This window comes from Haloferax sp. Atlit-12N, assembly GCF_003383095.1.
GTDB lineage: Archaea > Halobacteriota > Halobacteria > Halobacteriales > Haloferacaceae > Haloferax.
The window spans coordinates 330676-352455 of sequence record NZ_PSYW01000001.1; the positions used below are offsets into that span (position 1 = coordinate 330676).

The following is a 21780-nucleotide window of genomic DNA, read 5'->3' on the forward strand; positions in this document are numbered from 1 at the left end:
GGCACCGTCTGGTACCGACCGCATCGAAGCACAGCTAACGCGGTCGGTCCGATGTCGTGCCCGGAAAGACTCGTCGGACGAAACAGGATAGAACGACCGCGTGCGCCTGAAGTGTGGTTAGTTCTCGATTTCGGCCGCTTCCTCGATCTTCATCGATTCGAGCTTGCCGACGATTTCGTCGAGCTTGTCGTCGAGTTCGTCGACGAACTCCTGGGTGCGCTCGGTGGTGATTGCGCCCTGGCTGGAGGGTTCGATGAGGTTCTCTTCTTCGAGAACGCGGAGGGAGTAGCGGACCTTGTGGTGCGGGTAGCCAGTCTCGTTGGACATCTTTACGATGCCGATTGGCTCACTTTCGATGACCATCTTCAGGACCTGGAGATGGCGCTCCAACATATCGACTTCCTTCTCAAGTCGGTCTATCATGCCATTTGTTAACTCTTCTTGGGAGGCTTTAAGCCTTGCCCTCCCGGTCGGCGAATAATGAGATAACGCGACCTTAACGAGGACACTAATTAACCGTTGTGTTATCCGTCGTCACGCTAATGCGTGTTCATGGCGTATTCTTCGGCAACGGTTCGGTAATTAGGCACGGATGTGCATTGCTCGTCGGCCGCGACCGTAATCTGTTTAGTGCGGCGCGGGGAACGGCCGACGTATGACTGTTACCATCGTCGGTTCGCAACTCGGCGACGAGGGCAAAGGCGCGCTCGTCGACCTGTGGGGCGGCGACGCTGACATCGTCGTCCGCTATCAGGGCGGCGACAACGCCGGCCACACCGTCGTCGAAGACGGCGAAGAGTACAAGCTTTCGCTCGTCCCGAGCGGGGCCGTCCGCGACAAGGTCGGCGTCCTCGGAAACGGCTGTGTCATCAACCCACGGACGCTGTTCTCCGAGATTGACGACCTCCGCGAGCGCGGCCTCGAACCCGACGTGCGCCTCGCCAAGCGCGCGCACGTCATCATGCCGTACCACCGCCGCCTCGACAACATCGAAGAGGAGGCGAAGGCCGACTCGGACCTCACCGTCGGCACGACCGGTCGCGGCATCGGCCCCACCTACGAGGACAAGGCGGGCCGCCGCGGCATCCGCGTCGGCGACCTGCTCGACCCCGACGTGCTCCGCCAGCGACTGGAGTACGTGGTTCCCCAGAAGAAGGCGCTCATCGAGGACGTGTACGGCCTCGAAGCCGGTGAGGAGTGCGACGTCGAAGCGCTCGTCGAGGAGTACACCGAAATCGGCCGCCGCCTCCGCGAGGACGACATGGCCGTCAACTGTGGCGACTTCCTCGCCGAGCGCCGCGAGGCCGGCGACAACGTGATGTTCGAGGGCGCGCAGGGCACCCTTATCGACATCGACCACGGGAGCTACCCGTACGTGACCTCCTCGAACCCGACCGCGGGCGGCGCGGCCACCGGCACCGGCGTCGGCCCGACCGTCGTCGGACAGGGCGAGGTCGTCGGCATCGTCAAGTCGTATCTCTCCCGCGTCGGCGAGGGCCCGATGCCGACCGAACTGAAAGACGACGAGCGCGAGGAGGAACTCGCGGACTTCATCCGCGAGAAGGGCGGCGAGTTCGGCACCGTCACCGGTCGCCCGCGTCGCATCGGCTGGCTCGACATGCCGATGCTCCGCCACGCCGCCCGCGTCAGCGGCTTCACCGGCATCGCCGTCAACCACCTGGACGTGCTCGCCGGCCTCGACGAGGTCAAAGTCGGCCACGCCTACGAACTGGAGGGCGAGGAACGCCTGACGATGCCCGCGACGACCGAGCGCTGGGGCGAGTGCGAACCCGTCCTCAAGGAGTTCGACACGTGGCCGGAAGTGGACTGGGCGGCCGTCGCCGAGGAGGGCTACGACGCCATCCCGGACGCCGCGCAGGACTACCTCGAATACCTCTCGGACGAACTCGACGTGCCGATTTACGCCGTCGGCGTCGGCCCGGGCCGCGAGCAGACGGTCCACATCGAAAACCCGTTCGACAACTGAGCGCCGAGCGGTCGGCCGACCGATGACGGCCCGCCGCCGTCCGCCGACCACCGCCGCGACGGCGGCGAACCCGTACGCTTTTACTTCGCGCAATCCACCGTCACGACAATGAAAGAATCCCTGATGGACATCCTCTGTGACCCCCTCGACAAGAGCGAACTCGAGCTGGAAGTCGACGAGCGTGACGGCGACGAAATCCTCGAGGGGCGGCTCATCGGTACGGTCACCGGCGAGGTGTACCCCATCGAGGACGGCATCCCGAACCTCCTGCCGCCGGACATGCGCGACGACTGAGGCGCGGAACCACACCTCATCGGACCTGAACGTTTTTCTATTCTCGTATCGACGGTGAAGCCGTGTCGAACGCGCCGCTCACCGTCACGCTGAACGACGAGCGCCCCCACGACCTCTCGGTAGCGCCGTCGTTCTCAACGAACGGCCCGTTCTCGGTCGAACTCGTGAACAACGGACAGGCGGTGCACGTCCACCTCCACATCGACGACGAACTCTCGCGCGCGGCGAGCCTGTCCGAAGGAAACCACTTCGTCGACGGCGGCCAGACCAAGACCGTCGAGGTGTTCGTCACCCCGCCGCCCGAACCCGTCTCGGGGAAGCTCAAAATCGTCTCCGGCCACGGCACCGAGACGAGGTACGTCGACGTGACCGTCGAACCCGGCGAGGGCGGCAAACCGCCGGTCGACGTGGACGAGACGCTGTCGAAGCCCAAACAACCCGAACCCGAGCCGAGCGTAACCGAAAGCATCGCCGACGTGTTCCCGAGCGTCGACCCGCGGGCCGCCCCGCTTTTCGGCCTCGCGCTCGTCGCGCTCGTCCTCGCGGTGGCGGTCGCCTCGGTGTTCGAGAGCTTTGCCATCACCCTCGGCGCCGGCGTCGTCGTCGGCGGCGTCCTCGCGGCGCTGGTGCTGACGATGCGGTGACGGCGTCCGAAAACGAAACGCGGAGCGCGCGCGGCGCGACCTACTCGTCGTCGGACGCGTCGGTCGGGACGCCGCCGAGGTTGCCCTCGTCGTCGAACAGTTTCGCGCGCAGGAACCGCGCCCGGTAGCGGTTCGCACCCTCGTACACGTCGGCCTCGCGGATGTCGTCGGTGCGGTCGTCCGCGACGGCCTCGATGATGTCTTCGACCTGTTCCTTCTCGGAGGGCGTGAGTTCGAACTCGTAGGTCTGGGTCTCTTCGCCCTCCAGCCGCGTCCACTTGCGGGACGCCGCGATGACGACGGAACACGGCTCGCGGCACGGGAACGCGCCGTCGCCGCCGTCCACGTCGAGGTCGGTCTCGTCGTCGTACTGCCACTCGCGGCGCTTGACGCACTGACTGTCGTCACAACAGGCCTCCGCGACCCAGTTGACGTGCTCGTGGCCGTCGCCGCGGTTCCACGTCTTCACGACGCTGTACATCCCGGTCTGGCGGCCGATGGCGTCTTCCCAGTGGGCCACGTCGAGTTCGCCCCGGCGCTCGCGGTACCAGTTCGGCACCGACGCGGGGTAGAACGTCTCGACGGTCTCAACGAGGTCGCGGCCGTCGAGGTCGGGGAACACCCAGCCGCCGGCGAGGTTGTTGCCGGTCTTCAGCGGTCGGTACCGCCCTTTCTCGTCGTAGGTCGCCAACTGGCGGGCCGCGAGTGGTTCGTGGTAGGGGTCGAGGTCGTCGCGGTCGGCGTCGGCCTCGTCGGTGTGGCGGAGTTCGTAGGACCGCTCGCCGTAGTCGTCGATTGTGGCTGTGACGTGCAGTTGGCCCCACTCGCGGCTGACCCCGTCTCGGAGGTCGTCGTAGCGCTCGGAGACCGAGGCGACGTCGCCGTCGCCGTCGTCGCTGTCGTTGTCGCCGCCGTCTCCGACTTCATCGTCGTCGTCTCCCGCATCGACGGGCGCGCCCTCGACCCAGCGGAGGAACGCCCGTCGCTGGGGACTGGACTCACCGACGACCTCGGACCAGAAGTACCAGTTCGTCGCGTAGTCGTCGCAGTCGGCGAGAGCCTCGCGGAGACCGCCTTCTGTGAGGCCCGAAAGCGTCGAGTCGGGCGTTTCGAGGCGGAAGCCGTCGTCGCCGTGGACGACGGAGAGTCCGTCGAGCGAGACGCCGTCGCCGGTCGTCGCGGCGTCGACGAGGGCGTCGAGGTGGTGCCCCATCAGTTCGCCTCCTGCGGCGTCTTCCGAGTGCGTTCGCGCACGACTTCGAGGGTGTTACCGATGTCGGCCCCCGCGTCGGCGGCGCGTTCGAGCACCACGTCGGCCATGAGCCCCTCGGTCCCGACCGCGCCGGCGTACCAGAGGCGGTGGCCGTCGACCTCGGCGGGCACGTCGTAGCCCGTGCGGTAGTCGTCGGTCAGGCCCATGTCCTCCGGGATGTCCTCTTGGGTGTGGAAGCCGTCGGCGATAAACAGCGGGACGACGACCACGTCCTCGGACTCGAAGTAGTCGGTCACGTCGTCGACCTCGGGTTCCTCGTCCATGTAGAGCGCCTGCACCTCGTCGAAGCGGTCCATCTCCCTGATTCGGTCGGCGTGGTACTCGATGGCCTTCGCGGAGTTCTCGTTTCGCTCGGTCCCGTGGCCGACGACGGCGAGGCCGAAGCCCTCGCCGACGTTCGGGTCGCCGGTGACCGTCTCGGCGCGGCGGACCAACACGTCGGTCATCGCCGCGTGGGTTCCGACCGGCCCGCAGTAGTGAATCGTCTTCTCGGGCACGTCCGTCGCGGTGAGCGTGACGTGCGACGCCGACAGGCCGTCGGAGTCCCAGTCGGCCACGTCCCACCCTTCGAGGCGGAGTTCTCGCGGGATGACCTGCTCCGTGAAGTAACCCTCGCTGATGAAAAGCGGGACGACGTACACCTCGTCGGCCTCGACGGTCCGGAGCACCTCGCGAATCGACGGCTCTTCCTTCCAGAAGCCGGTTCGCACCTCGTCGAACGCACCCACCTCGCGGACCGTGTCCGCGTGGTCGTAGGTGGGGGCGCTCGAATCCGGGTTCAGGTGCGACCCGTGCGCCACGATGACCAGGGCTTGCATGTCCGGGGGTTACGAGGCGACTGTCTTATGAACTTCGCATCGAAGAAAGGAATCTTCGGGTTCGGCCAACTCGCGTTCACCACTCGTTCAGGGAATACGGCCCGGCACGCGGGGAGTCACGGCCCGGGGACGACCGCGACAGCGCCCGGCGAGCGGCGCTTTTTTGCGCGCGCCCGACGACCCGGCAGACATGTCCCTCGCCGCCGACGCGCGCGACGCAGTCCGCGAACGACCGTACCTCCTCGCCGCGCTCCGCGCGGGCGTCGTCAACTACGCCGCCGCCGCGGCCGAACTCGACCTCGGCGACGACGAGGCGGTCGCGACCGCGCTCCGCCGGTTCGCCGACGACCTCCCGCCGCTCGAAGCCGACCCCCGAGACGCCGCCGTGACGATGCGGAGCGGCGTCGGCCTCGTGGGCGAGGACGTCGAGGAGACCGACGACGACCCCGTGCTCTCGGTCGCTGGCGTCGAACTCGCCGGCGGCGGCCCGCTCACGGCTATCATCGCTGAGGGCGAGGTCGACCCGACCGTCCTCGCTGTCGTCCTCTCCCGACTGGACGCCGAGTCAGTCGTCGTCGACGCCGCGGGCGTCGCGGGCGACACGCTCGCCGTGGTCGTTCCGCGCCGACAGGGGGCCGCCACTCTCCGCGTCGTCGAAGCGGCCGTCAGCGATTTATACGTCTGATTTTCGGCTATCAGCCGTGATAGCCGGCGGCCGGCGCTTATTACCTCGGAACCGGTGAGTACGTCAATGGTTTCGCCCAGCCCCCGCGACGACGACGGCAACATCTCGCTTTCATCCACGGAACTCCTCGCCGAACTCGACCTCGACGCCGACGAGTTGGGCTGGCGGCAGTCGTTCGTCGGCTTCGACGACGAGGACGCCGCGCGTCTCGCCGACCTCCGGGGCGTCGTCGAGGCCCGCGACGAGGCGCTCGTCGACGGCTTCGTCGAGCCGATTCTCGCCAACGAGCGAACGACGGACGTCATCGACCGCTCGAAGACCGACCTCGACGGCCTCCGCGCGGTCGTTTCCGGCTACTACCGCTCGTTCGCCGACGGGAATTACGATCAGAACCACTACGCGGCGCGCACGCGAATCGGCCTGCTCCACGACAAACTCGACATGCCGCTGCACTACTTCGGCGGGATGTTCGCCAACGTCACCGGCATCTTCGCGGACGAACTCCGCGGACGCGCCATCGACGACGCCACCGAGTCGCTGTCTGGCGAGGACGCCGACCGCGTCGAACGCGTCGTCGACGAGGCGTTCGCTGACATGATGGCCGTCGTCCGCGGGCTCAACCTCGACCGACAGGTCGTCAACGCAACCTACCTCTACTCGTACTCGCTGGACGTTCGCGAGGAGGTCCGCCGGGCCAGGGAGAGCCGCGGAGACCTGGAGTCGGTCGCGTCTCAACTGCACGAAGAGACCGCCGGCACGAGCGAGAGCATCGCGGAAATCGAGGGGCTGGCGGCCCGGCAGGCCGACATGACCGAGGAAATCGCCGCCGAACTATCGAACCTCAGCGCGACCGTCGAGGAGGTCGCGGCCACCGCCGACGACGTGTCCTCGCGGAGCGACGAGGCCACCACGCGGGCCGAGGAGGGCCGCGCCGAGGCCGGCGAGGCAATCGACGCGATGCGGCAGGTCGGCGACGACCGCGACGAGATAACCGTGAACGTCGAGGCGCTCGTGGCCGCCATCGACGAGATTCAGAACATCGTCGAGGTCATCGACGAGGTGGCCGACCGGACGAACCTGCTCGCGCTCAACGCCTCCATCGAGGCCGCCCGCGCGGGAGAGGCCGGTTCGGGCTTCGCCGTCGTCGCGGACGAGGTGAAGTCGCTCGCCAACGAGTCGAAGTCGCAGGCCGAGCGCATCGGTCAGATGATAGAGGACGTGACCGACCACATCGAGGACACCGCCGAGGCGCTGTCGTCGGCCGACGAGAACATCGACCACGGCATCGAGCGGGTCGAATCGACCGTCGAGAGCCTCGACGAAATAACCGACTCGGTCGCCGACGTGACCGACGGCATCGACGAGGTCGCGCGGGCGACCGACGAGCAGGCGACGCTCACCTCCGACATCGCCACCTTCGTCGACGACGCGGCGACGCAGGTCGACGAGGTGACCGCCGAGATAGACCGCATCTCCGAGAGCGTCTCCGAGCAGGCCGAACAGGCCGCCGACCTCGACACGGCCGTCGAGGACTTGGACCGCGAGGCCGACCTCGAATCGTTCCGCCGGCGCGCGAAGACGACGACCGATGGCGGCGTCGCCACCAGAGGCGGGCACTACGCGCTCGCGTCGGCGGCGAACGCCGACCGCGCGGTTCGGAGAGAGACGGAATCGGCGACCACGACCGGTGACCGAGTCGGCAAAGCGGAGTCCACCGCGACCGACGTCGACTCGACCGACAACCCGACTGACGACGACCCGACCGACCGGATTCCGGCGTTCGTCAAGCGACTGCTCTCGGAGGAGACGCTGGCGAAGATTCGCCGCGGCGAGGCCGACCGCCCGGAGTGGACGAAGTAGTCGCCGCGAGGAGGTGATGACGGCGCGGCGGTCGCCCCGTGAGGACGGCGACACACCGACCGCGCACCGACCGTGCACCGACCGCGCTTCCGACGGGTTGAAAGTGGTCCCGGAAGTAGCCGAGTGTGATGACCCTGTCCGTGACCAACACCCTGACGGGAGAGCGCGAGGAGTTCGAGTCGCACGGCGACGAAGTGTTGCTCTACGTCTGCGGACTGACGGTCTCGGACCACGCGCACCTCGGCCACGCCCGCCTGTGGATGCACGCCGACCTGATGCACCGCTGGCTGGACTACGAGGGCTACGACGTGCGCCACGTCGAGAACTTCACCGACGTGAACGAGAAGATAGCCGCCCGCATCGGCGAGGACGACCTCGGCAACGACGAGGCGAGCGTCGCCGAGCACTTCGTCGGCGACGTGATTCGCGACATGCGCGGACTCAACCTGAAGCGCGCCGAGGTCTACCCGCGCGTCTCCGAGCACATCCCCGAGATTATCGACCTCATTCAGACGCTCGTCGACCGCGGCCACGCCTACGAGTCCAACGGCTCCGTCTACTTCGACGTGTCCACGTTCGACGACTACGGGAAGCTCTCGAACCAGAAACTCGAGGAACTGGAGTCGCGGGCGACGAAAGACGAGCGCTCCGAGAAGCGCAACCCGACCGACTTCGCGCTCTGGAAGGCCGGCGCGGTCGACCCCAAGACGGCCGCCGAACACCGGAACCCCGACCTCGAACCGCTCCACGAACCCTGCGGCGAGACGTGGGAGTCGCCGTGGGGCGAGGGCCGACCCGGTTGGCACATCGAGTGTTCGGCGATGTCGATGACGCACCTCGGCGACACCCTCGACATCCACGTCGGCGGCCGCGACCTCGTGTTCCCGCACCACGAGAACGAAATCGCCCAGTCGGAGGCGGCGACCGGCCAGCAGTTCGCCCGCTACTGGCTCCACGTCGGCCTGCTCCAGACGGAGGGCGACAAGATGAGTTCGAGCCTCGGCAACTTCTTCACCGTCGGCGACGCCCTCGACGAGTTCGGCGCGGACGTGATTCGGACGTTCTACCTCTCGACGGCCTACGGCTCCGAACAGACGTACTCCGAGGAGACCATCGCCGAGGCCGAAGAGCGCTGGGAGCGCCTCGAACGCGCCTACGAGGCGGCCGTCGATGCCGCCGACAGCCCCGACGCCAGAACGAAAGTCGAGGCGACGGACCTCCGCGAGACGGTGACCGAGACTCGCGAGAACTTCCGCGAGGCGATGAACGACGACTTCAACGTCCGCGAGGCGATGGCCGAACTGCTCGGCCTCGCCGGCGCGGTCAACCGCCACGTCGCCGACGCCGAGGCCGACCACTACGACTACCGCGCGCTCCGCCGGGCAATCGAGGCGTTCGAGGACCTCGGCGGCGAGGTGTTCGGCCTCTCCTTCGGCGACGCGGGCGAGGGCGGCGACGTGTCGGTCGCGGAAGACCTCGTCCAACTCGTCTTGGACGTGCGCGAGGCCGAGCGCGAGGCGGGTAACTACGAGCGCGCCGACGACCTTCGCGACGACCTGACGGCGCTCGGCGTCGATGTCGAAGACGGCCCCGACGGCGCGACGTTCCGGTTCGAGTAGTCAGTCGAACCGAAACAGCACGACTGCGACGTCGTCTCGCGCCGCCGCTCGCACCCCCTCGTCGGCCGCGGTGCGACCGCCGACGGTCTCGGATATTCCGAGTTCGCGAGCCAACAGCCCGTGCGCCGCGGCGTAGCGGTCAAGCAGGTCCACGGCGAACTCACCCGTGACGACCTCGCCGGTCGCCTCGCGCCGCTGGCCGCGGTACCACAGGCGGCACGCCATCGGCCGGCGGAAGTTCTTCCACCAGTTGCTCTCCGCCTTCGGCGTGACGGCGACGATGCCGCCGCCCGCGACGGCGTAGGCGACGGGGAACCAGTACCGTCGGCCGCTCTTGGGGCCGACGTAGGAGACGAGCACGAACCAGCGACTGGCGAGTCGATGGAGCGGCGAGCGGAGCACGCGACGCAGAAACGGGTTGGCGAACCGCTGTTCGAGCGTTCGCTGTGCGTCCGAAACGCGGTGAGGGGCGGCGGTCGGGGACATCTGTTCGCGTGTCGTACGCGCCCGTCGGAGAAAAGTCAGTCACACGGCGAACAGGAATGAGGCAGGTCACATCGTGAACAGGTGCGAGTCGTCGGGGATGTCGAACAACCCCATTCTGACGCCCGCGTCGAGCCAGCCGTAGCCGTACGAGAACGACGCCAGCGCGTTCACCCAGTCGTCTGCCTCCTTGAAGTGCCGGCCGTCGTCGAGGTAGGACTCGGCCATCTCCAAACAGTCGGCGGCGGCCTCGCCGAGGTGCGTCTCGTCGGGGACGGCCTGCACCGCCTCGTCGAGCGCGTCGGCGAGCATCCCCTCGTAGCGGTTCGTCTTCTCCTGTAGGTCGGCGGCCATATGGAGCGATGCGTCGGCGACGGATACCGGTCTTTCGCTCCGCGCGCCGTCGAGGTCGTGGCATGCGATATCGTGCCGGTGTTGTAGCACTCCTCGCAATACAGCGAAACCTTAAGACACCGGTGTAGCGAACTATCGGACATGACAGAGGACGCCGATTCGTTCGTGGAACACAGGAAACTCATCATCGCCGGCTCGGGCATCTCCGGGCTCTCGTCTGCCATCTACGCGGCCCGCTCCAACAACGAGCCGCTGGTGCTCGAGGGCGACGAGCCGGGCGGACAGCTCACGCTCACGACCGAGGTCGACAACTACCCCGGCTTCCCCGAGGGCATCTCCGGGCCGGAGCTCATCAACAACATGAAAGAGCAGGCCGAGCGCTTCGGCACCGAGATTCGCCACGGCATCATCGAGGACGTGGACGCCTCGGAACGCCCGTTCACGGTCACGCTCAAGAACGGCGACGTGTACACCGCGGACGCCATCATCGCGGCGTCGGGCGCGTCGGCCCGCACCCTCGGCATCCCCGGCGAGGAGAACCTGATGGGCTACGGGCTTTCGACGTGTGCGACCTGTGACGGCGCGTTCTTCCGCGGCGAGAAAATCATGGTCATCGGCGGGGGCGACGCCGCCGTCGAGGAGGCCAACTTCCTCACCAAGTTCGCCTCGACGGTCTACCTCGTCCACCGCCGCGAGGAGTTCCGCGCCGAGGACTACTGGGTCGACCGCCTGATGGAGAAGGTCGACGAGGGCGAAATCGAGCTCATGCTCAACACCGAGGCGACGGAGCTTCACGGCTCGCCCGAGGAGGGCGTCGACCACGTGACGCTCGTCCGCAACCCCGAGGGCCACCCAAGCGACAAGCTCGACGACCCCGAGACCGAGGAGTTCGACTTCGACGTGGGCGCGGTGTTCTACGCCATCGGCCACACGCCGAACGCCGACTACCTCGAGGGGACGGGCGTCCAGCGCGACGACGACGGCTACATCGTCGCCAAGGGCGGCTCCGGCGGCGGCCAGACCGCGACCGACGTGCCCGGCATCTTCGCCGCGGGCGACGTGGTCGACTACCACTACCAGCAGGCCGCGACGGCCGGCGGTATGGGCGTGAAGGCCGCTCTCGACGCCGACGACTACCTCGAAGAGCTCGAACGCGAGGAAAAGCAGGCGGCCGCGGGCGCGGCCGAATAGGCGGCATCGAGCGCTCGCGCTCGGCGTTCTGTTTTCTGACCTGCCTTCCGTTCGGTGCCCCCTACGTCAGCGACCGCAACAGCCACGCGAGGATGAAGCTAATCGCCACGAAGACGAGGTAGACGCCCGGCGAGAACCGCACGTCCACGACGCCGGCCGCGTCCACGACCGCCACCGCGAAGAGGACGAGACCGACGACGACGAGCCCGTTTCCGAGGATGTTCGGGACCCCTCGTTTGGTTTCCATACCCCGCGGTTGAACTCGGCGAAAAATAAGCGTACGGAACGTTCCCAGCGGGTGAAAGGGTGCGTGGTCGGTGCTTCGCCTCAGTCGGCCGCGCCCGGACTCGCGTCGGCACCCGCGCCGCGCTCGTCGGGCGTCAGGTAACACTGCGGGTCGGGCCCGAACAGTTCGCCCGTCGCCGCGAGCGACCGAAGCCGCGAGGAACCGCGGCAGACGTCCTGATACTGGCAGGTTGCGCACTTGCCGGTTAGGTGTGCTTCCCGCTCGCGGAGTTTGGCGAGAAGCGGGTTCGACTCGTCGTCCCAGATGTCGCTGAACGACCGGTCCCGGACGTTGCCGAGGCTGTAGCCCTGCCAGAACTGCGTGAGGTGCACATCGCCGCGGTAGTCCACGTCGGCGACGCGCTCGCCGGTCGGGTCGCCGCCATTGACGCGGAGGTACCGGCGAATCCGCTCGGCGTGGTCGCGTCCGAGTTCCGCTTCGGCGTACTCGACCACGTAGGCGGAGTCGGCGTAGTTGCCGACCAGGAGCGTCTCTATCTCCTCGCCCTCGGCGTGGTACTCGCGGGTCATGTCGAACAGCCGGCGGACGGCGCGGCGCTGGGCCTCGTCGTCGAGGTCGGCGTCGGCGATGTCGCCGCCGCGGCCGCCGTAGTCGAGGTGGTAGAAACAGAAGCGGTCGACACCCACGTCGTACAGCAGGTCCACCACGTCCTCCATGTCGGCGGCGTTGTGCTCGGTGATGGTGTACCGGAGGCCGGTCTTGAGGCCCACCGAGAGGCAGTTTTCGATGCCGCGGACCGCGGCGTCGAACGCGCCCTCTTTCCCGCGGAAGCGGTCGTTGCGCTCTTCCAACCCGTCGACGGAGACGCCGGCGTAGGAGAGCCCCGCGTCGCGGAGCGCGCGCGCCTTCTCCTCGGTGATGAGCGTCCCGTTGGTCGAAAGCACCGCCCGGATGCCGGCGTCGGTCGCGTAATCGACGAGTTCGACGAGGTCCTCGCGGACGAGCGGTTCGCCCCCCGAAAACAGGAGCACCGGCACGTCGTAGGCCGCGAGGTCGTCGATGAGCCCCTTCGCCTCGGTGGTCGAGAGTTCGCCCTGCGCGGGGTCGAGGTCGGCTCCGGCGTAGCAGTGTTCGCAGTAGAGGTTACAGCGCCGCGTCGTGTTCCAGACCACGACCGGGCGCCGCTGTTTCTCCTCGCGTATCTGGTCGATGTCGGCGTCGGGGTCGTCGTAGCGGAGGCCGTCGCCCTCTGCGCCCTGTCCACAGAGGAGTTTGCTGATGGAAATCATTCCGCGGACACCACGTTTTCGGCACCGCAGGCGTCTCCCGCGGCGTCACCGTTCTCAGTCCCGGCGTTCAACCCCTCACCCTTCGCCGCGAGGTCGTTCCCGCCGAGTCGGAGGAACTCGTCGGCCGGCGCGAGCCAGAGGTCCGCGTCTCCGTCGCCGAACAGCGTTCGCGCCTGCTCGGTTGCGACGTCCTCGGAGGGTGCGCTCACGCTCCCGACGTGGCGCATCGGCTCGGCCGACGCGTCGCGGTAGAACACTTCCCACTGGCGGCTGCCGTCGATTCGCGGTCGTCGCCTCGGGTCGTCGTCGTCCATGCCGTCGGCTTCGGGCGGGACGGCCACGCTCGTTTCGCCCGTTTTCAGCGCGTGGGAATCGAAGCTTTAGACTTGTTCGGCCACTCACTACGGCCAGCTAATGACGCAACGGTTCACCCGGCGGTCGGTTCTCCGCGCAACGGCGGCTTCGACAGGTATCGCGCTGCTGGCGGGCTGTTCGAGTTCGTCCGGCGACGGCTCCGGCGGCGCAGGCGACGAGGGCGGGGATGGCGACGGCTCCTCCGACGGGGAAGGCACCTCCGAACACGAGATGCGGGACTTCGGCGGCTGGTTCGACCGGACGGGGAACTACGACGGCGTCCACGACCTGACCGGACAGGACCAGGTCACGGTCGCGGTCGGCGCGGCCGGCAACGGCGGCGGCTACGCGTTCGCTCCCGCCGCGGTGCAGGTCTCGTCGGGGACGACGGTCCTCTGGGAGTGGACCGGCAACGGCGGAACCCACAACGTCGTCAACCGCGAAGACGGCCTGTTCGAGTCGGAACTCACCGTCTCGGAGGGCCACACGTTCGAGTACACGTTCGAGGAGTCCGGCGAGTACAAATACGTCTGCGTGCCGCACGAGACGCTCGGCATGGTCGGCGTCGTCGTCGTCGAGTAAGCGTCCGTCGTCGTCCTCGCGTCGTCGCGGGCGAGTGAACACCTCGACCGCTCAGTCCGCGGACAGACCGGCCGGCGTCGGCGTCACGCGGACCGGAGGACGTCGTTCAGCGGCGCGGTACAGAGGACACAGCCGGTCTCCCGGAGTGTCCGCATCATTGGTTCGTTGACCCGGTAGCGCTCGCCGCACTCGGGACAGGTCACGTCGAACTCGCGCATCGTTGCTCACCGGTTAGTGGTACGCCGCGGAGTTCCGAGGGGGCGCACCCTGCATTCGGGGGGGACTGATATCCCATCGACACGTCTCATCTCGTCACTCCTGGAGGATGGCCCCCATGAGCTTCTTTTGCGCCATAGCGAGGTGTTCGGAGAACGTCGAGGTCGTGATACCGAGTTCGGTGGCGACCTCGCCCTTGTTGGCGCGCCGCGGGTGGTCGAAGTAGCCCATCTCGTGGGCCGTCTCCAGCACCTCGCGCTGGCGGTCGGTGAGTTGGCCGCGCTCGACCAACACGAGGTCCCGCGACTCGTCGGACGACGACTGGAGCAGTCGGCGCACGTCCACGGAGCCCGACGACTCCCGGAGGGAGGCGACCACGTCGCGGAGCGTCTCCACGTCGGGCGCGTGGAACGTCAGAAACAGCGCGCCGTCGCGCGTCTGCACGTCCACGACCGGGCAGTCGAACGCCTCGACGCGCTCGCAGGGACAGCCGATGCCCCCCTCGCGGTCGAACCGGTAGACGCTCCCGTCGCCGTACTCGAACAGCTGTTCCATCTCCTCGGGGACCTCGGTGTCGTCGTCGAAGACGAACTCCTCGACGACCGACCCGCGCTCGTTGGGAGCCATGCTCCGCGAGAGCGCGTAGCCCGAGGTGTCACCCTCGGAGACGGTCGCGACGGGACAGCCGTCCGGCCCCGTCACCTTCAACTCCGCTCTGATGCCCGCTACGCTCGTCATAAGAGTATGCAGTCGCTCCAGCCCCTGATATAAACACCCCCGATACACCGGGCCTTTATATCGTGGTTCGTTTCCTCCGCTCGTCGTCGCCACGCGGCCCGCGGCCGGTCGCCGAGGCTATAAAGCGCCCTGTATATTCTGGGTGCCCTTCGACGGGCGCCGCGGGCGAATCTACGGGTGAGCATGCAGACCGGCCTCAGACGCAAGCCGACCGGACCGAATCCCGCCGAACTGGAGGCGGAACAGGTGCTGGAAGCGCTCTCGGACCGCGCGTGCCGGCAGATTCTCACGACGCTGCAGAGCGCGAGCGAGCCGATGACCGCACAAGACCTCTCCGAGGCGTGCGACGTGCCGCTGTCGACGACCTACCGGAAGGTCGAACAGCTCTCGGAGGCGGCGCTGCTCGACGAGACGCTCCAACTGCGGGCGAACGGGACGCACACACACCAGTACCGGTCGAGCGTCGAGTCGGTCACCGTCTCGCTGAGCGACGACCGGGGGCTGGAAGTCGCTCTCGGAGGGGACCGCTGATGGGGTCGGAACCGGCGCACCCGCCGGACTCGGAGAGCGAACATCCCGTGCGCCCGCGGCTCGCGTCTCGGCTGACTACCCATCCCGACGGGCGCGAGGAGTGCACGATTCACCCGGTCGACGCGACGCCTGAAGAACAGCTGACTCGGTGGATCTCGGCGTTCGAGGGGAGCTTCGTCGACCTCGAATCGATGGAGTAGGCGTCGGCGTGACCAGAGGGTTACAGTCGGTCGGCGTCGACGCCGTCGTCGCTCTTGCTCCACGGGCGCGGGCTGTCGAGCGCCATGAGGTACTCTTCTAGGAGGGTCGGAAACGCCCGTCCGCGGAGGTTTCGAAGGCCGAAGTCGGCGGCCCAACTGATGATGCCGGTGTCTTCGGTGACGACGCCGGCGTTGAGTTCGCGGGCGAGGATGAGGAGGTCGAAGTCCTCGCGGGAGTCGAGGACGCCCTGTCTGAGCGCGCCGCGGTAGTCCTCGCGGAGGTCGGAGATGACCTTGTCCACGTCGGAGAGCTTCGACCCGCCGTTGGACCGCTGTTTCGACTCCTCGGCCTTGCGGACGGCCTTCTCGGAGACGCGGAGGCCGCGGTTGACCCGGTCGGACATCTCGTCGATGAAGCGGTAGACGACCTCTGCGGGGATGTACACCTCGTAGCGGTCGGGGTGTTTCTTGATGACCCACGTGTCGAGCTTGCCGAGTACGTCCTCCGAGACGCCACGCTCGCGCAGGATGTGTTCCAGCTCCGCGGCGATGGAAGGCGGCATGTAACACGAGATGTTCAGGTCCAGCCGCGCGGCGGCGATGGTGTCGAGGAGCCGTTCGATTCCCTCCTCGAACGTCTCGTCGTCGTCTCGAATCTCCTCGGAGAGAAACAGCGAGGTGTCGAGCACGAACCGTTGTTTCAGCGGGTACTCGGCCATCGTTCGTCAGTTGGTACCGTGGCACTATGACCCTTCCCCGTGGTGAAGGCGAAAGAACGGTCCCGTGATAAAGGAGAGAGGAACCGCCGGAGAGGCGGTCAGAACAGCGGTTCGATGCGGTCGTCGCCGGTCGAGACGAGGTCGTCGAGCGACGCCGCGCTGGACTCGCGCTTGGCGAGCATGTCGCGTTGGGTCTCGATGGCGACCGCCTGCAGTTCCTTCACCCGCGGCACGTCGTAGACGCCCGACAGGAGCACGACCGCCGCGACGAAGTCCGAGTCGACGGGGAAGTCGCCGCCGCGAATCTCCATCGTCCCGGTCTCGTCTTCGAGCCACGTCCGCGCGCGCTCGATGCCGCGGCGCGAGAGCACGTCCGACGGGCCGGCGACGACGACGAGGCCGCGCTCAGCGCCGGCAATCTCGCAGGGCATCGTGAGTCGGCCGAGCGCGGCGCGGCGCACGAGGCTGGTGATTCGGTTCGTCGAGTCGCCGCCGTCCTCGGCGTCGGCCTTCCCGCCGGAGAGCCGGGAAAGCAGGCCGCGCTTGGGGCGGTCGAGTTCGACGGCGGCGTAGCCGATAGTCGAGACGCCGCCGCTCCCGAGCGTGTTGATTATCTCGGAGGCGTCCACGACGGATTCCGCCACCGCGCCGGAGCCGTCGCCCTCGCCGGCGCTGAACAGCACGCCGAGGCGGCGGGCGAGTTCCGCGTTGAGGCTGCCGTAGCCGGATTCGAGCGATTCGCCGGTCTTTCGCCAGGCGTCGTTGTCGAAGACGATGAGGTTGTCCACCTCGCGGACGAACGTCTGGAGCGACCGCGCGGCGTTGAGCGTGTAGATGCCGCCTTCGTCCCGCGCGGGGAGGATGCCGAGGCCGTAGACGGGCTCGGTGTAGATGTGCTTCAGTTCGCGCGCGATGACGGGCGCGCCGCCCGAGCCAGTCCCGCCGCCGAGGCCGGCGACGACGAGAAACGCGTCTATCTCGTGGACCGGGAGGTCGTCGACCATCGAGAGCACGTCGCCTACGTCCTCCGCGGTCACCTCCGCGCCGAGTTCGTTGTCCGCGCCGACGCCGTGGCCCTTGACGCGCGTCAGTCCGACGAGCACCTGTCGCGATTCGGGGACGTTTCGGAGCCCTCGGAGGTCCGCGCGGGCCGTGTTGACGGCGATGGCGTCGACGACGAACCCCGTCTTCGTTCGCCGCTCGTAGTCGACGAGGGCGTCGACGACCTTGCCGCCAGCCTGTCCGATACCGATGAGTGCGAGTTTCATGTCCGTGTTCCTCTCAGAAATCGAACCACTAGACGCGCGCTCAGGGCTTGAATATGCTGTGCGTAGCGCTGTACAACGACAGCTTAACCGGAGAACAGGTCGGCCGCTCGGTTGTCGTCGAGGTCGTCGTCGTCGAGGTCGTCGTCGTCGGTCGATTCGGCGTCGTTCGTACCGGCGTCGGCGTCGTCCGAACCGGTTTCGCCGTCGCCGGTGCCGTCCACGTCGGCGTCGCGCTCGCGGAACGAGTCGCAGGCGAGTTCGCCGACGACCGAGAGCAAGTCACCGGGTTCGACGATGGTGCCGCGCTCCCGGAGACGCTCGTAGACGGCGAAGCCGTCGTCGCCGGCGTAGTTCCGCTCAGTGAACGGGCGCTCCTCGACGAGGACGAGACGGTCGGCCTCGGCCGCGGCTTCGAGGTTGGCGAGGTTACCGTCTCCGACTTCCACGTCGGCGACGACGGTCACGTCGGCGGCTTCGACCCGCGATTCGACCGCGGCCCGTGCAGCGTCGTCGACCGGCGAGTACGGCGGCACGGTCACGAGGTCCGCGCCGACCCGGCGGGCCGCCTCGGCGTCTGTGTCGCCCTCGTTGAGCGCGCCGGCGGAGAGGGCGTAGCCCGCCGCCGAGAGCAGGTGAATCGCCCGCGCGCCGGTGCCGCCCCCGCCGACGACGTGGACCCGGCCGTTGGCGTCGTCGGACGACGGCGGGAGGGCGGTCACGTACACCGAACCGGTGACTGAGTGCCGCGAGACGACCGCCTCGGCGTCGAACGCCTCCCGCAGGTTCCCCTCGGTGAGCACCGTCGCGGGGTCGCCCGCCGAGAGGATGCGCCCGCCCGACAGGAGGACGAGCGCGTCGCAGTAGTGGGCCGCGAGGTTGAGGTCGTGGATGGCCGCGACCGCGGTCGTCCCGTCCGCGACGAGGTCGGAGACGAGTTCGAGCGTTCGGACCTGGTGGTTGATGTCGAGGCTGGCGGTCGGTTCGTCGAGGAGCAGAACGGGCGTCTCCTGTGCCAGCGCGCGGGCGATGAGGACGCGCTGGCGCTCGCCGCCGCTGACCTCCGTCACCGGGCGGTCGGAAAGCGACTCGACCGAGGTGCGTCGCATGGCGGACTCGACGGCCGCGCCGTCGCGCTCGCGCCAGCCCTCGAACCGCCCGCGGTGCGGGGTCCGCCCCATCTCGACGACGTCGCGGACGGGGAAATCGAAGGTGACGCTCGTCGTCTGGGGAACCGTCGCCACGAGCCTGCTCGCCGCCTTCGACGACAGGGCATGCACGTCTTCGCCGACGACGCGGACCGACCCCTCGTCGGGCGCGAGCGCGCCGTTGAGCGTCCGGAGCAGGGTCGTCTTCCCCGCGCCGTTGGGGCCGATGAGGCCCACGAAGGTACCCTCACCCACGTCGATGGAGACGGAGTCGAGAATCGAGTGCCCGCCGAGCGAGAGCGACACGTCGTCGAGCCGAATCGCCGGGTCGGCGTCGCTGAAGGGGCCGGGGCCGGAGTCGGAATCGCTCACGGCGAACGCACCTCCCGCGTGCGGAGCAGGTAGAGGAAGAAGGGCGCGCCCACGGCGGCGGTGACGACGCCGACCGGAATCTCCGCGCCGCCGGAGCGGGCGACGGTGTCGGTGGCGACGAGGAACGACGCGCCCGCCAGCGCCGACGCCGGGAGCAACACCCGGTGGTCGGGGCCAACGAGCAGTCGGAGCATGTGCGGGACGACGAGGCCGACGAAGCCGATGACGCCAGAGACCGAGACGGCCGCGGCGGTGACGACGCTCGCGGTGGCGAGGAGCAGTTGTTTCGTCCGCTCGACCTCGATGCCGAGGGCGTGGGCGTCCTCCTCACCGAGCAGCAGGACGTTCAGGTCGCGGGCGTGGACCAACAAGACGACGAACGGAAGCGGCAGGACGAGCGTGAGCATGCCGACCTCGCTCCACGTCGCGCCCGCGAGATGGCCCATGAGCCAGAAGACGACCTGTCGGAGGCTCTCGCCGCTCTGGAGGAGGAGAAACGAGATGACCGCGCCGAGGAACGTCTGGATGGCGACGCCCGCGAGAAGCAGGGTCGCCACGGGCGTCCGACCGTTCTCGCTGGCGAGCAGGTAGACGACGAAGGCGGTGACGACGGCGCTGACGAAAGCCGCGCCCTCGAGACCGAACGGAATCGAAAGCGACAGGACGATGGTCGCGACCGCGCCGACAGCGGCCCCCGAGGAGACGCCGACGATGGAGGGGTCGGCCATCGGGTTGCGGAAGAAGCCCTGCATCACGGTTCCCGCGGTGGCGAGCGCGAAGCCGACGAGCGCCGCGAGGAGGATGCGCGGCAGGCGGACCGAGAGGACGATGATGCGGGCGGGTCTCGGCACGGAGAACGCAAACGGCGAGACGAACTCCAGCGTCGGCGTCGGGACCGATCCGAGGACGGGGAGGACCGTCGCACCGCCGAAGGAGACGCCGACCGGGACGGGAACAGCGTCCGCGAGGATAGCGGCGACGGTCCGGGGCGGGATGGTCACGGCCCCGATTCCGGCGCTCACGACGACGACGAGAAGCAAGAGCCCGGAGAGGCCGAGCGACCACGTGGTCGCCCGCGTTCGAACGCTCATTGAGCACAACCGCGCTTTCAGTAGGTAAATATTTATTGAACAGCCGCTGAGGCCACTACCGTGAACCGACAACTCGTCGTCGCCCTACTGGCGCTTGCGACCGTGCTCGCCGGGGTTCCGGCACCGGCCGCGGCCGCGGTAGACCAGACCGCACAGCAGCAGACCGCGCAGTGTACGTTCCCGATGACCGTCACCGACGCCACCGGGACCGAAGTCACCATCACCGACGACCCCGAGCGGGTCGTCACGACCAACCCGAGCGCCGCCCAGACCATGTGGGAACTCGGCGCGAGCGACGAGGTCGTCGGCGTCTCGCAGTACGCCATGTACCTCGACGGCGCGTCGGAGAAGGGGAACGTCTCCGGCTCCGGCGGCCTCAACGTCGAGGCCGTCATCGGCCTCGAACCCGACCTCGTGCTCGTCCCGAACTCCTCGTACAACGCCGAGCCAGACCGCGTCGGTCAGCTTCGCTCGGCGGACATCTCGGTCGTCGTCTTCGAGTCCGGGAAGTCGCTCGACGCCGTCGCCAACAAGACCGAGCGCGTCGGCCGCATGACCGGCAACTGCGAGGCTGGCGTCGAACGCGCCGAGGAGATGCGCGACTCGATGGCTAACATGGAGCAGGCGCTTGACGGCGTTGAGCGCCCGGTCGGCCTTAACTCCTTTTTCGGCTACACCTCCGGCTCCGAGACGTTCATCTCCGACATCATGACGACGGCCGGCCTGCGTAACGGCGCGGCGGAGGCGAACCTCACCGGTTTCGCCCAGATTAACGAGGAACTCGTCGTCGACATGAACCCCGAGTACATCGTCGTCCCCGACCACGCCCCCGTGCCGAGCAGCCCGGCGTACAACAGCACGACGGCGATACAGAAGGGCAACGTCATCGTCATCGAGGCGAACAAGCTCCAACAACCCGCCCCGCGGGCCATCGAGGCGAGCGAGGCGATTCTCGAAGCGGTCCACCCCGACGCCTACGAGCGCTACCAGCAACTCGAAAACGAGTCGGCGACAGAGTCGACCGAGAACGCAACTGAGACAACCACGGCCGCGGACGCGACCGAAACCGACGCGGCCGAATCGACCGCGACGACCGAATCGTCGGAGTCCACGACAGAAAGCGACGCGCCCGGGTTCGGCGTCGTCGCCGGCCTCGCCGCCATCGGCGCGGTCGTCCTGCTCGCGCGTCGCCGGTAACCGCGCAGCGACCACGCCGTTTCCGTTTTTCTACCGCACGCTCTCGGCTCCGTGAGACCACAACCGTATTACCGGCGGATGGCGGACACACGGGTATGGTCGAGAACGTCATCTACCCCGCCTACCTCGACGCCGCGCTCTCGCGCAGCGAGGGCCGACGGGTCGCCGAGTCCGCGGCGGTCGAAGCGCCGACCGTCGACGAGATTGCGAAGGCCGTCCAGCAGGTCGGCTACGACGCCGTCATCGAACGGGACAAGCGGTACTCCCGCGAGTTCGAAACCCGCGGGCGCGTCCTCGTGAACAACGCCGACGACGCCACGAAAAACGACATCGTGCAGGCGGTCGCCGCCTACGTCGGAATCCTCCGCGACTAATGCGGCGAATCGGCACGGTCTCCCGAACGGCGCAGGGCCTCGCTATCGTCCGCCTCGACGACGACGACCGCCCGGACATCGGCACGATGGTCCTCGACGAGTCGCTGTCGACCGTGGGTCGCATCGTGGACGTGTTCGGCCCGGTCGACCGCCCCTACGTCGCCGTCACGGCGGACGACGGCTCGCCCGCCCGGCTCGTCGGCAGCAAGCTCTACGCTCGCTGACGACTCCAGAGCGCAACCCCCATAC

At 68.0% G+C, this 21780-nt stretch carries 27 protein-coding genes; 13 read left to right on the forward strand and 14 right to left on the reverse strand.

The genetic code is table 11. The features are described from left to right. Window positions 1-117: 117 nt before the first annotated feature. A complete protein-coding gene (locus C5B90_RS01760; RefSeq protein ID WP_004043804.1) occupies window positions 118-423 on the reverse strand; it encodes a hypothetical protein in 306 nt (101 codons plus the stop codon). 232 nt (window positions 424-655) lie between these two features. Between C5B90_RS01760 and C5B90_RS01765 the strand changes: the two genes are divergently transcribed. The 3 genes from C5B90_RS01765 to C5B90_RS01775 all read left to right on the forward strand — a co-directional run bounded on the left by C5B90_RS01765 (window position 656) and on the right by C5B90_RS01775 (window position 2925). Next, window positions 656-1987, forward strand: coding sequence for an adenylosuccinate synthase (locus C5B90_RS01765; RefSeq protein WP_115878617.1), 1332 nt, complete (start codon window positions 656-658; stop codon window positions 1985-1987). Window positions 1988-2095: 108 nt separating this feature from the next. Then, complete coding sequence (locus C5B90_RS01770) at window positions 2096-2281, forward strand: methytransferase partner Trm112 (RefSeq protein WP_049905248.1); 186 nt, start codon at window positions 2096-2098, stop codon at window positions 2279-2281. 62 nt (window positions 2282-2343) lie between these two features. Continuing rightward, on the forward strand, window positions 2344-2925 hold the full coding sequence (locus tag C5B90_RS01775; RefSeq protein ID WP_115878619.1) for a hypothetical protein: 582 nt from the start codon (window positions 2344-2346) through the stop codon (window positions 2923-2925). Between the two features lie 40 nt (window positions 2926-2965). Here the strand turns inward: C5B90_RS01775 and C5B90_RS01780 are convergent, their stop codons facing one another. Further along, the gene (locus C5B90_RS01780; RefSeq protein ID WP_115878621.1) at window positions 2966-4138 is read right to left on the reverse strand and encodes a DR2241 family protein; all 1173 of its coding nucleotides are present in this window, start codon (window positions 4136-4138) and stop codon (window positions 2966-2968) included. After that, window positions 4138-5016, reverse strand: a complete 879-nt coding sequence (locus tag C5B90_RS01785) for a CbiX/SirB N-terminal domain-containing protein (RefSeq protein ID WP_115878623.1) — start codon at window positions 5014-5016, stop codon at window positions 4138-4140. The genes C5B90_RS01780 and C5B90_RS01785 overlap by 1 nt, the downstream gene beginning before the upstream one ends. A gap of 190 nt (window positions 5017-5206) precedes the next feature. Here C5B90_RS01785 and C5B90_RS01790 point away from each other — a divergent pair, with 190 nt between their 5' ends. From C5B90_RS01790 to cysS, 3 genes are all read left to right on the forward strand, one after another. Then, window positions 5207-5701: a hypothetical protein gene (locus C5B90_RS01790; RefSeq protein ID WP_115878625.1), complete on the forward strand. Its 495-nt coding sequence runs from the start codon at window positions 5207-5209 to the stop codon at window positions 5699-5701. Between the two features lie 66 nt (window positions 5702-5767). Then, entirely contained in the window at window positions 5768-7561 is a 1794-nt protein-coding gene (locus C5B90_RS01795) for a globin-coupled sensor protein (protein ID WP_115878627.1), read from the forward strand. A 128-nt stretch (window positions 7562-7689) separates the two neighbouring features. Continuing rightward, on the forward strand, window positions 7690-9180 hold the full coding sequence (gene cysS / locus C5B90_RS01800) for a cysteine--tRNA ligase (protein WP_115878629.1): 1491 nt from the start codon (window positions 7690-7692) through the stop codon (window positions 9178-9180). On the opposite strand, the gene C5B90_RS01805 is transcribed toward cysS, so the two are convergent. Both C5B90_RS01805 and C5B90_RS01810 read right to left on the reverse strand, forming a co-directional pair. Then, window positions 9181-9666: a hypothetical protein gene (locus C5B90_RS01805; protein ID WP_115878631.1), complete on the reverse strand. Its 486-nt coding sequence runs from the start codon at window positions 9664-9666 to the stop codon at window positions 9181-9183. 66 nt (window positions 9667-9732) lie between these two features. Then, window positions 9733-10017 carry a DUF357 domain-containing protein gene (locus tag C5B90_RS01810; RefSeq protein ID WP_115878633.1) on the reverse strand — a complete coding sequence of 95 codons (285 nt, stop codon included), beginning with the start codon at window positions 10015-10017 and terminating at the stop codon, window positions 9733-9735. A gap of 141 nt (window positions 10018-10158) precedes the next feature. On the opposite strand from C5B90_RS01810, the gene C5B90_RS01815 reads away from it, so the two are divergent. Then, window positions 10159-11208, forward strand: a complete 1050-nt coding sequence (locus C5B90_RS01815) for an NAD(P)/FAD-dependent oxidoreductase (RefSeq protein WP_115878635.1) — start codon at window positions 10159-10161, stop codon at window positions 11206-11208. 61 nt (window positions 11209-11269) lie between these two features. On the opposite strand, the gene C5B90_RS01820 is transcribed toward C5B90_RS01815, so the two are convergent. From C5B90_RS01820 to C5B90_RS01830, 3 genes are all read right to left on the reverse strand, one after another. Further along, window positions 11270-11455: a hypothetical protein gene (locus tag C5B90_RS01820; protein WP_115878636.1), complete on the reverse strand. Its 186-nt coding sequence runs from the start codon at window positions 11453-11455 to the stop codon at window positions 11270-11272. A gap of 80 nt (window positions 11456-11535) precedes the next feature. Next, window positions 11536-12744 carry a TIGR04347 family pseudo-SAM/SPASM protein gene (locus C5B90_RS01825; RefSeq protein WP_115878637.1) on the reverse strand — a complete coding sequence of 403 codons (1209 nt, stop codon included), beginning with the start codon at window positions 12742-12744 and terminating at the stop codon, window positions 11536-11538. Then, window positions 12741-13085 carry an Htur_1727 family rSAM-partnered candidate RiPP gene (locus tag C5B90_RS01830; RefSeq protein WP_394337525.1) on the reverse strand — a complete coding sequence of 115 codons (345 nt, stop codon included), beginning with the start codon at window positions 13083-13085 and terminating at the stop codon, window positions 12741-12743. The genes C5B90_RS01825 and C5B90_RS01830 overlap by 4 nt, the downstream gene beginning before the upstream one ends. Window positions 13086-13158: 73 nt before the next feature. On the opposite strand from C5B90_RS01830, the gene C5B90_RS01835 reads away from it, so the two are divergent. Then, window positions 13159-13680 (forward strand): halocyanin domain-containing protein, encoded by a 522-nt coding sequence (locus C5B90_RS01835; RefSeq protein WP_115878638.1) that lies wholly within the window; start codon window positions 13159-13161, stop codon window positions 13678-13680. 83 nt (window positions 13681-13763) lie between these two features. On the opposite strand, the gene C5B90_RS21180 is transcribed toward C5B90_RS01835, so the two are convergent. Then, on the reverse strand, window positions 13764-13898 hold the full coding sequence (locus C5B90_RS21180; protein WP_008092767.1) for a hypothetical protein: 135 nt from the start codon (window positions 13896-13898) through the stop codon (window positions 13764-13766). Window positions 13899-13992: 94 nt separating this feature from the next. After that, complete coding sequence (locus C5B90_RS01840; RefSeq protein WP_115878639.1) at window positions 13993-14634, reverse strand: helix-turn-helix domain-containing protein; 642 nt, start codon at window positions 14632-14634, stop codon at window positions 13993-13995. 183 nt (window positions 14635-14817) lie between these two features. Between C5B90_RS01840 and C5B90_RS01845 the strand changes: the two genes are divergently transcribed. Both C5B90_RS01845 and C5B90_RS01850 read left to right on the forward strand, forming a co-directional pair. Continuing rightward, entirely contained in the window at window positions 14818-15165 is a 348-nt protein-coding gene (locus tag C5B90_RS01845) for a helix-turn-helix domain-containing protein (protein WP_115878640.1), read from the forward strand. Next, window positions 15165-15365 carry a hypothetical protein gene (locus C5B90_RS01850; protein ID WP_115878641.1) on the forward strand — a complete coding sequence of 67 codons (201 nt, stop codon included), beginning with the start codon at window positions 15165-15167 and terminating at the stop codon, window positions 15363-15365. The genes C5B90_RS01845 and C5B90_RS01850 overlap by 1 nt, the downstream gene beginning before the upstream one ends. A gap of 20 nt (window positions 15366-15385) precedes the next feature. Here C5B90_RS01850 and C5B90_RS01855 read toward each other — a convergent pair whose 3' ends face one another. The 4 genes from C5B90_RS01855 to btuC all read right to left on the reverse strand — a co-directional run bounded on the left by C5B90_RS01855 (window position 15386) and on the right by btuC (window position 19960). After that, a complete protein-coding gene (locus C5B90_RS01855; RefSeq protein WP_115878642.1) occupies window positions 15386-16084 on the reverse strand; it encodes an RNA ligase partner protein in 699 nt (232 codons plus the stop codon). A 98-nt stretch (window positions 16085-16182) separates the two neighbouring features. Beyond that, entirely contained in the window at window positions 16183-17352 is a 1170-nt protein-coding gene (cetZ3, locus tag C5B90_RS01860) for a tubulin-like protein CetZ3 (RefSeq protein WP_115878643.1), read from the reverse strand. A gap of 83 nt (window positions 17353-17435) precedes the next feature. After that, complete coding sequence (locus tag C5B90_RS01865) at window positions 17436-18869, reverse strand: ATP-binding cassette domain-containing protein (RefSeq protein ID WP_115878645.1); 1434 nt, start codon at window positions 18867-18869, stop codon at window positions 17436-17438. Then, a complete protein-coding gene (gene btuC, locus C5B90_RS01870; protein ID WP_115878647.1) occupies window positions 18866-19960 on the reverse strand; it encodes a vitamin B12 ABC transporter permease BtuC in 1095 nt (364 codons plus the stop codon). Before btuC ends, C5B90_RS01865 begins: the two co-directional genes overlap by 4 nt. Before the next feature lie 60 nt (window positions 19961-20020). On the opposite strand from btuC, the gene C5B90_RS01875 reads away from it, so the two are divergent. The 3 genes from C5B90_RS01875 (at window position 20021) to C5B90_RS01885 (ending at window position 21755) form a co-directional block, all read left to right on the forward strand. Further along, window positions 20021-21157: a PGF-CTERM-anchored ABC transporter substrate-binding protein gene (locus tag C5B90_RS01875; RefSeq protein ID WP_115878649.1), complete on the forward strand. Its 1137-nt coding sequence runs from the start codon at window positions 20021-20023 to the stop codon at window positions 21155-21157. A 95-nt stretch (window positions 21158-21252) separates the two neighbouring features. Continuing rightward, a complete protein-coding gene (gene srp19 / locus C5B90_RS01880; protein ID WP_115878651.1) occupies window positions 21253-21531 on the forward strand; it encodes a signal recognition particle subunit SRP19 in 279 nt (92 codons plus the stop codon). Beyond that, on the forward strand, window positions 21531-21755 hold the full coding sequence (locus C5B90_RS01885; RefSeq protein ID WP_115878653.1) for an H/ACA ribonucleoprotein complex subunit GAR1: 225 nt from the start codon (window positions 21531-21533) through the stop codon (window positions 21753-21755). The genes srp19 and C5B90_RS01885 overlap by 1 nt, the downstream gene beginning before the upstream one ends. Window positions 21756-21780: the final 25 nt, after the last annotated feature.

Excerpts from the sequence above, each read along its gene's own strand:
- C5B90_RS01835 (WP_115878638.1), top strand. The coding sequence starts at position 13,159 with ATGACGCAACGGTTCACCCGGCGGTCGGTTCTCCGCGCAACGGCGGCT.
- C5B90_RS01820 (WP_115878636.1), bottom strand. The coding sequence starts at position 11,455 with ATGGAAACCAAACGAGGGGTCCCGAACATCCTCGGAAACGGGCTCGTC.
- C5B90_RS01885 (WP_115878653.1), top strand. The coding sequence starts at position 21,531 with ATGCGGCGAATCGGCACGGTCTCCCGAACGGCGCAGGGCCTCGCTATC.
- cysS (WP_115878629.1), top strand. The coding sequence starts at position 7,690 with ATGACCCTGTCCGTGACCAACACCCTGACGGGAGAGCGCGAGGAGTTC.
- C5B90_RS01765 (WP_115878617.1), top strand. The coding sequence starts at position 656 with ATGACTGTTACCATCGTCGGTTCGCAACTCGGCGACGAGGGCAAAGGC.
- C5B90_RS01785 (WP_115878623.1), bottom strand. The coding sequence starts at position 5,016 with ATGCAAGCCCTGGTCATCGTGGCGCACGGGTCGCACCTGAACCCGGAT.
- btuC (WP_115878647.1), bottom strand. The coding sequence starts at position 19,960 with ATGAGCGTTCGAACGCGGGCGACCACGTGGTCGCTCGGCCTCTCCGGG.
- C5B90_RS01845 (WP_115878640.1), top strand. The coding sequence starts at position 14,818 with ATGCAGACCGGCCTCAGACGCAAGCCGACCGGACCGAATCCCGCCGAA.
- C5B90_RS01790 (WP_115878625.1), top strand. The coding sequence starts at position 5,207 with ATGTCCCTCGCCGCCGACGCGCGCGACGCAGTCCGCGAACGACCGTAC.
- C5B90_RS01760 (WP_004043804.1), bottom strand. The coding sequence starts at position 423 with ATGATAGACCGACTTGAGAAGGAAGTCGATATGTTGGAGCGCCATCTC.
- cetZ3 (WP_115878643.1), bottom strand. The coding sequence starts at position 17,352 with ATGAAACTCGCACTCATCGGTATCGGACAGGCTGGCGGCAAGGTCGTC.
- C5B90_RS01855 (WP_115878642.1), bottom strand. The coding sequence starts at position 16,084 with ATGGCCGAGTACCCGCTGAAACAACGGTTCGTGCTCGACACCTCGCTG.
- C5B90_RS01840 (WP_115878639.1), bottom strand. The coding sequence starts at position 14,634 with ATGACGAGCGTAGCGGGCATCAGAGCGGAGTTGAAGGTGACGGGGCCG.
- C5B90_RS01770 (WP_049905248.1), top strand. The coding sequence starts at position 2,096 with ATGAAAGAATCCCTGATGGACATCCTCTGTGACCCCCTCGACAAGAGC.
- C5B90_RS01815 (WP_115878635.1), top strand. The coding sequence starts at position 10,159 with ATGACAGAGGACGCCGATTCGTTCGTGGAACACAGGAAACTCATCATC.
- C5B90_RS01795 (WP_115878627.1), top strand. The coding sequence starts at position 5,768 with ATGGTTTCGCCCAGCCCCCGCGACGACGACGGCAACATCTCGCTTTCA.
- C5B90_RS01810 (WP_115878633.1), bottom strand. The coding sequence starts at position 10,017 with ATGGCCGCCGACCTACAGGAGAAGACGAACCGCTACGAGGGGATGCTC.
- C5B90_RS01805 (WP_115878631.1), bottom strand. The coding sequence starts at position 9,666 with ATGTCCCCGACCGCCGCCCCTCACCGCGTTTCGGACGCACAGCGAACG.
- C5B90_RS01780 (WP_115878621.1), bottom strand. The coding sequence starts at position 4,138 with ATGGGGCACCACCTCGACGCCCTCGTCGACGCCGCGACGACCGGCGAC.
- C5B90_RS01850 (WP_115878641.1), top strand. The coding sequence starts at position 15,165 with ATGGGGTCGGAACCGGCGCACCCGCCGGACTCGGAGAGCGAACATCCC.
- C5B90_RS01825 (WP_115878637.1), bottom strand. The coding sequence starts at position 12,744 with ATGATTTCCATCAGCAAACTCCTCTGTGGACAGGGCGCAGAGGGCGAC.
- srp19 (WP_115878651.1), top strand. The coding sequence starts at position 21,253 with ATGGTCGAGAACGTCATCTACCCCGCCTACCTCGACGCCGCGCTCTCG.
- C5B90_RS21180 (WP_008092767.1), bottom strand. The coding sequence starts at position 13,898 with ATGCGCGAGTTCGACGTGACCTGTCCCGAGTGCGGCGAGCGCTACCGG.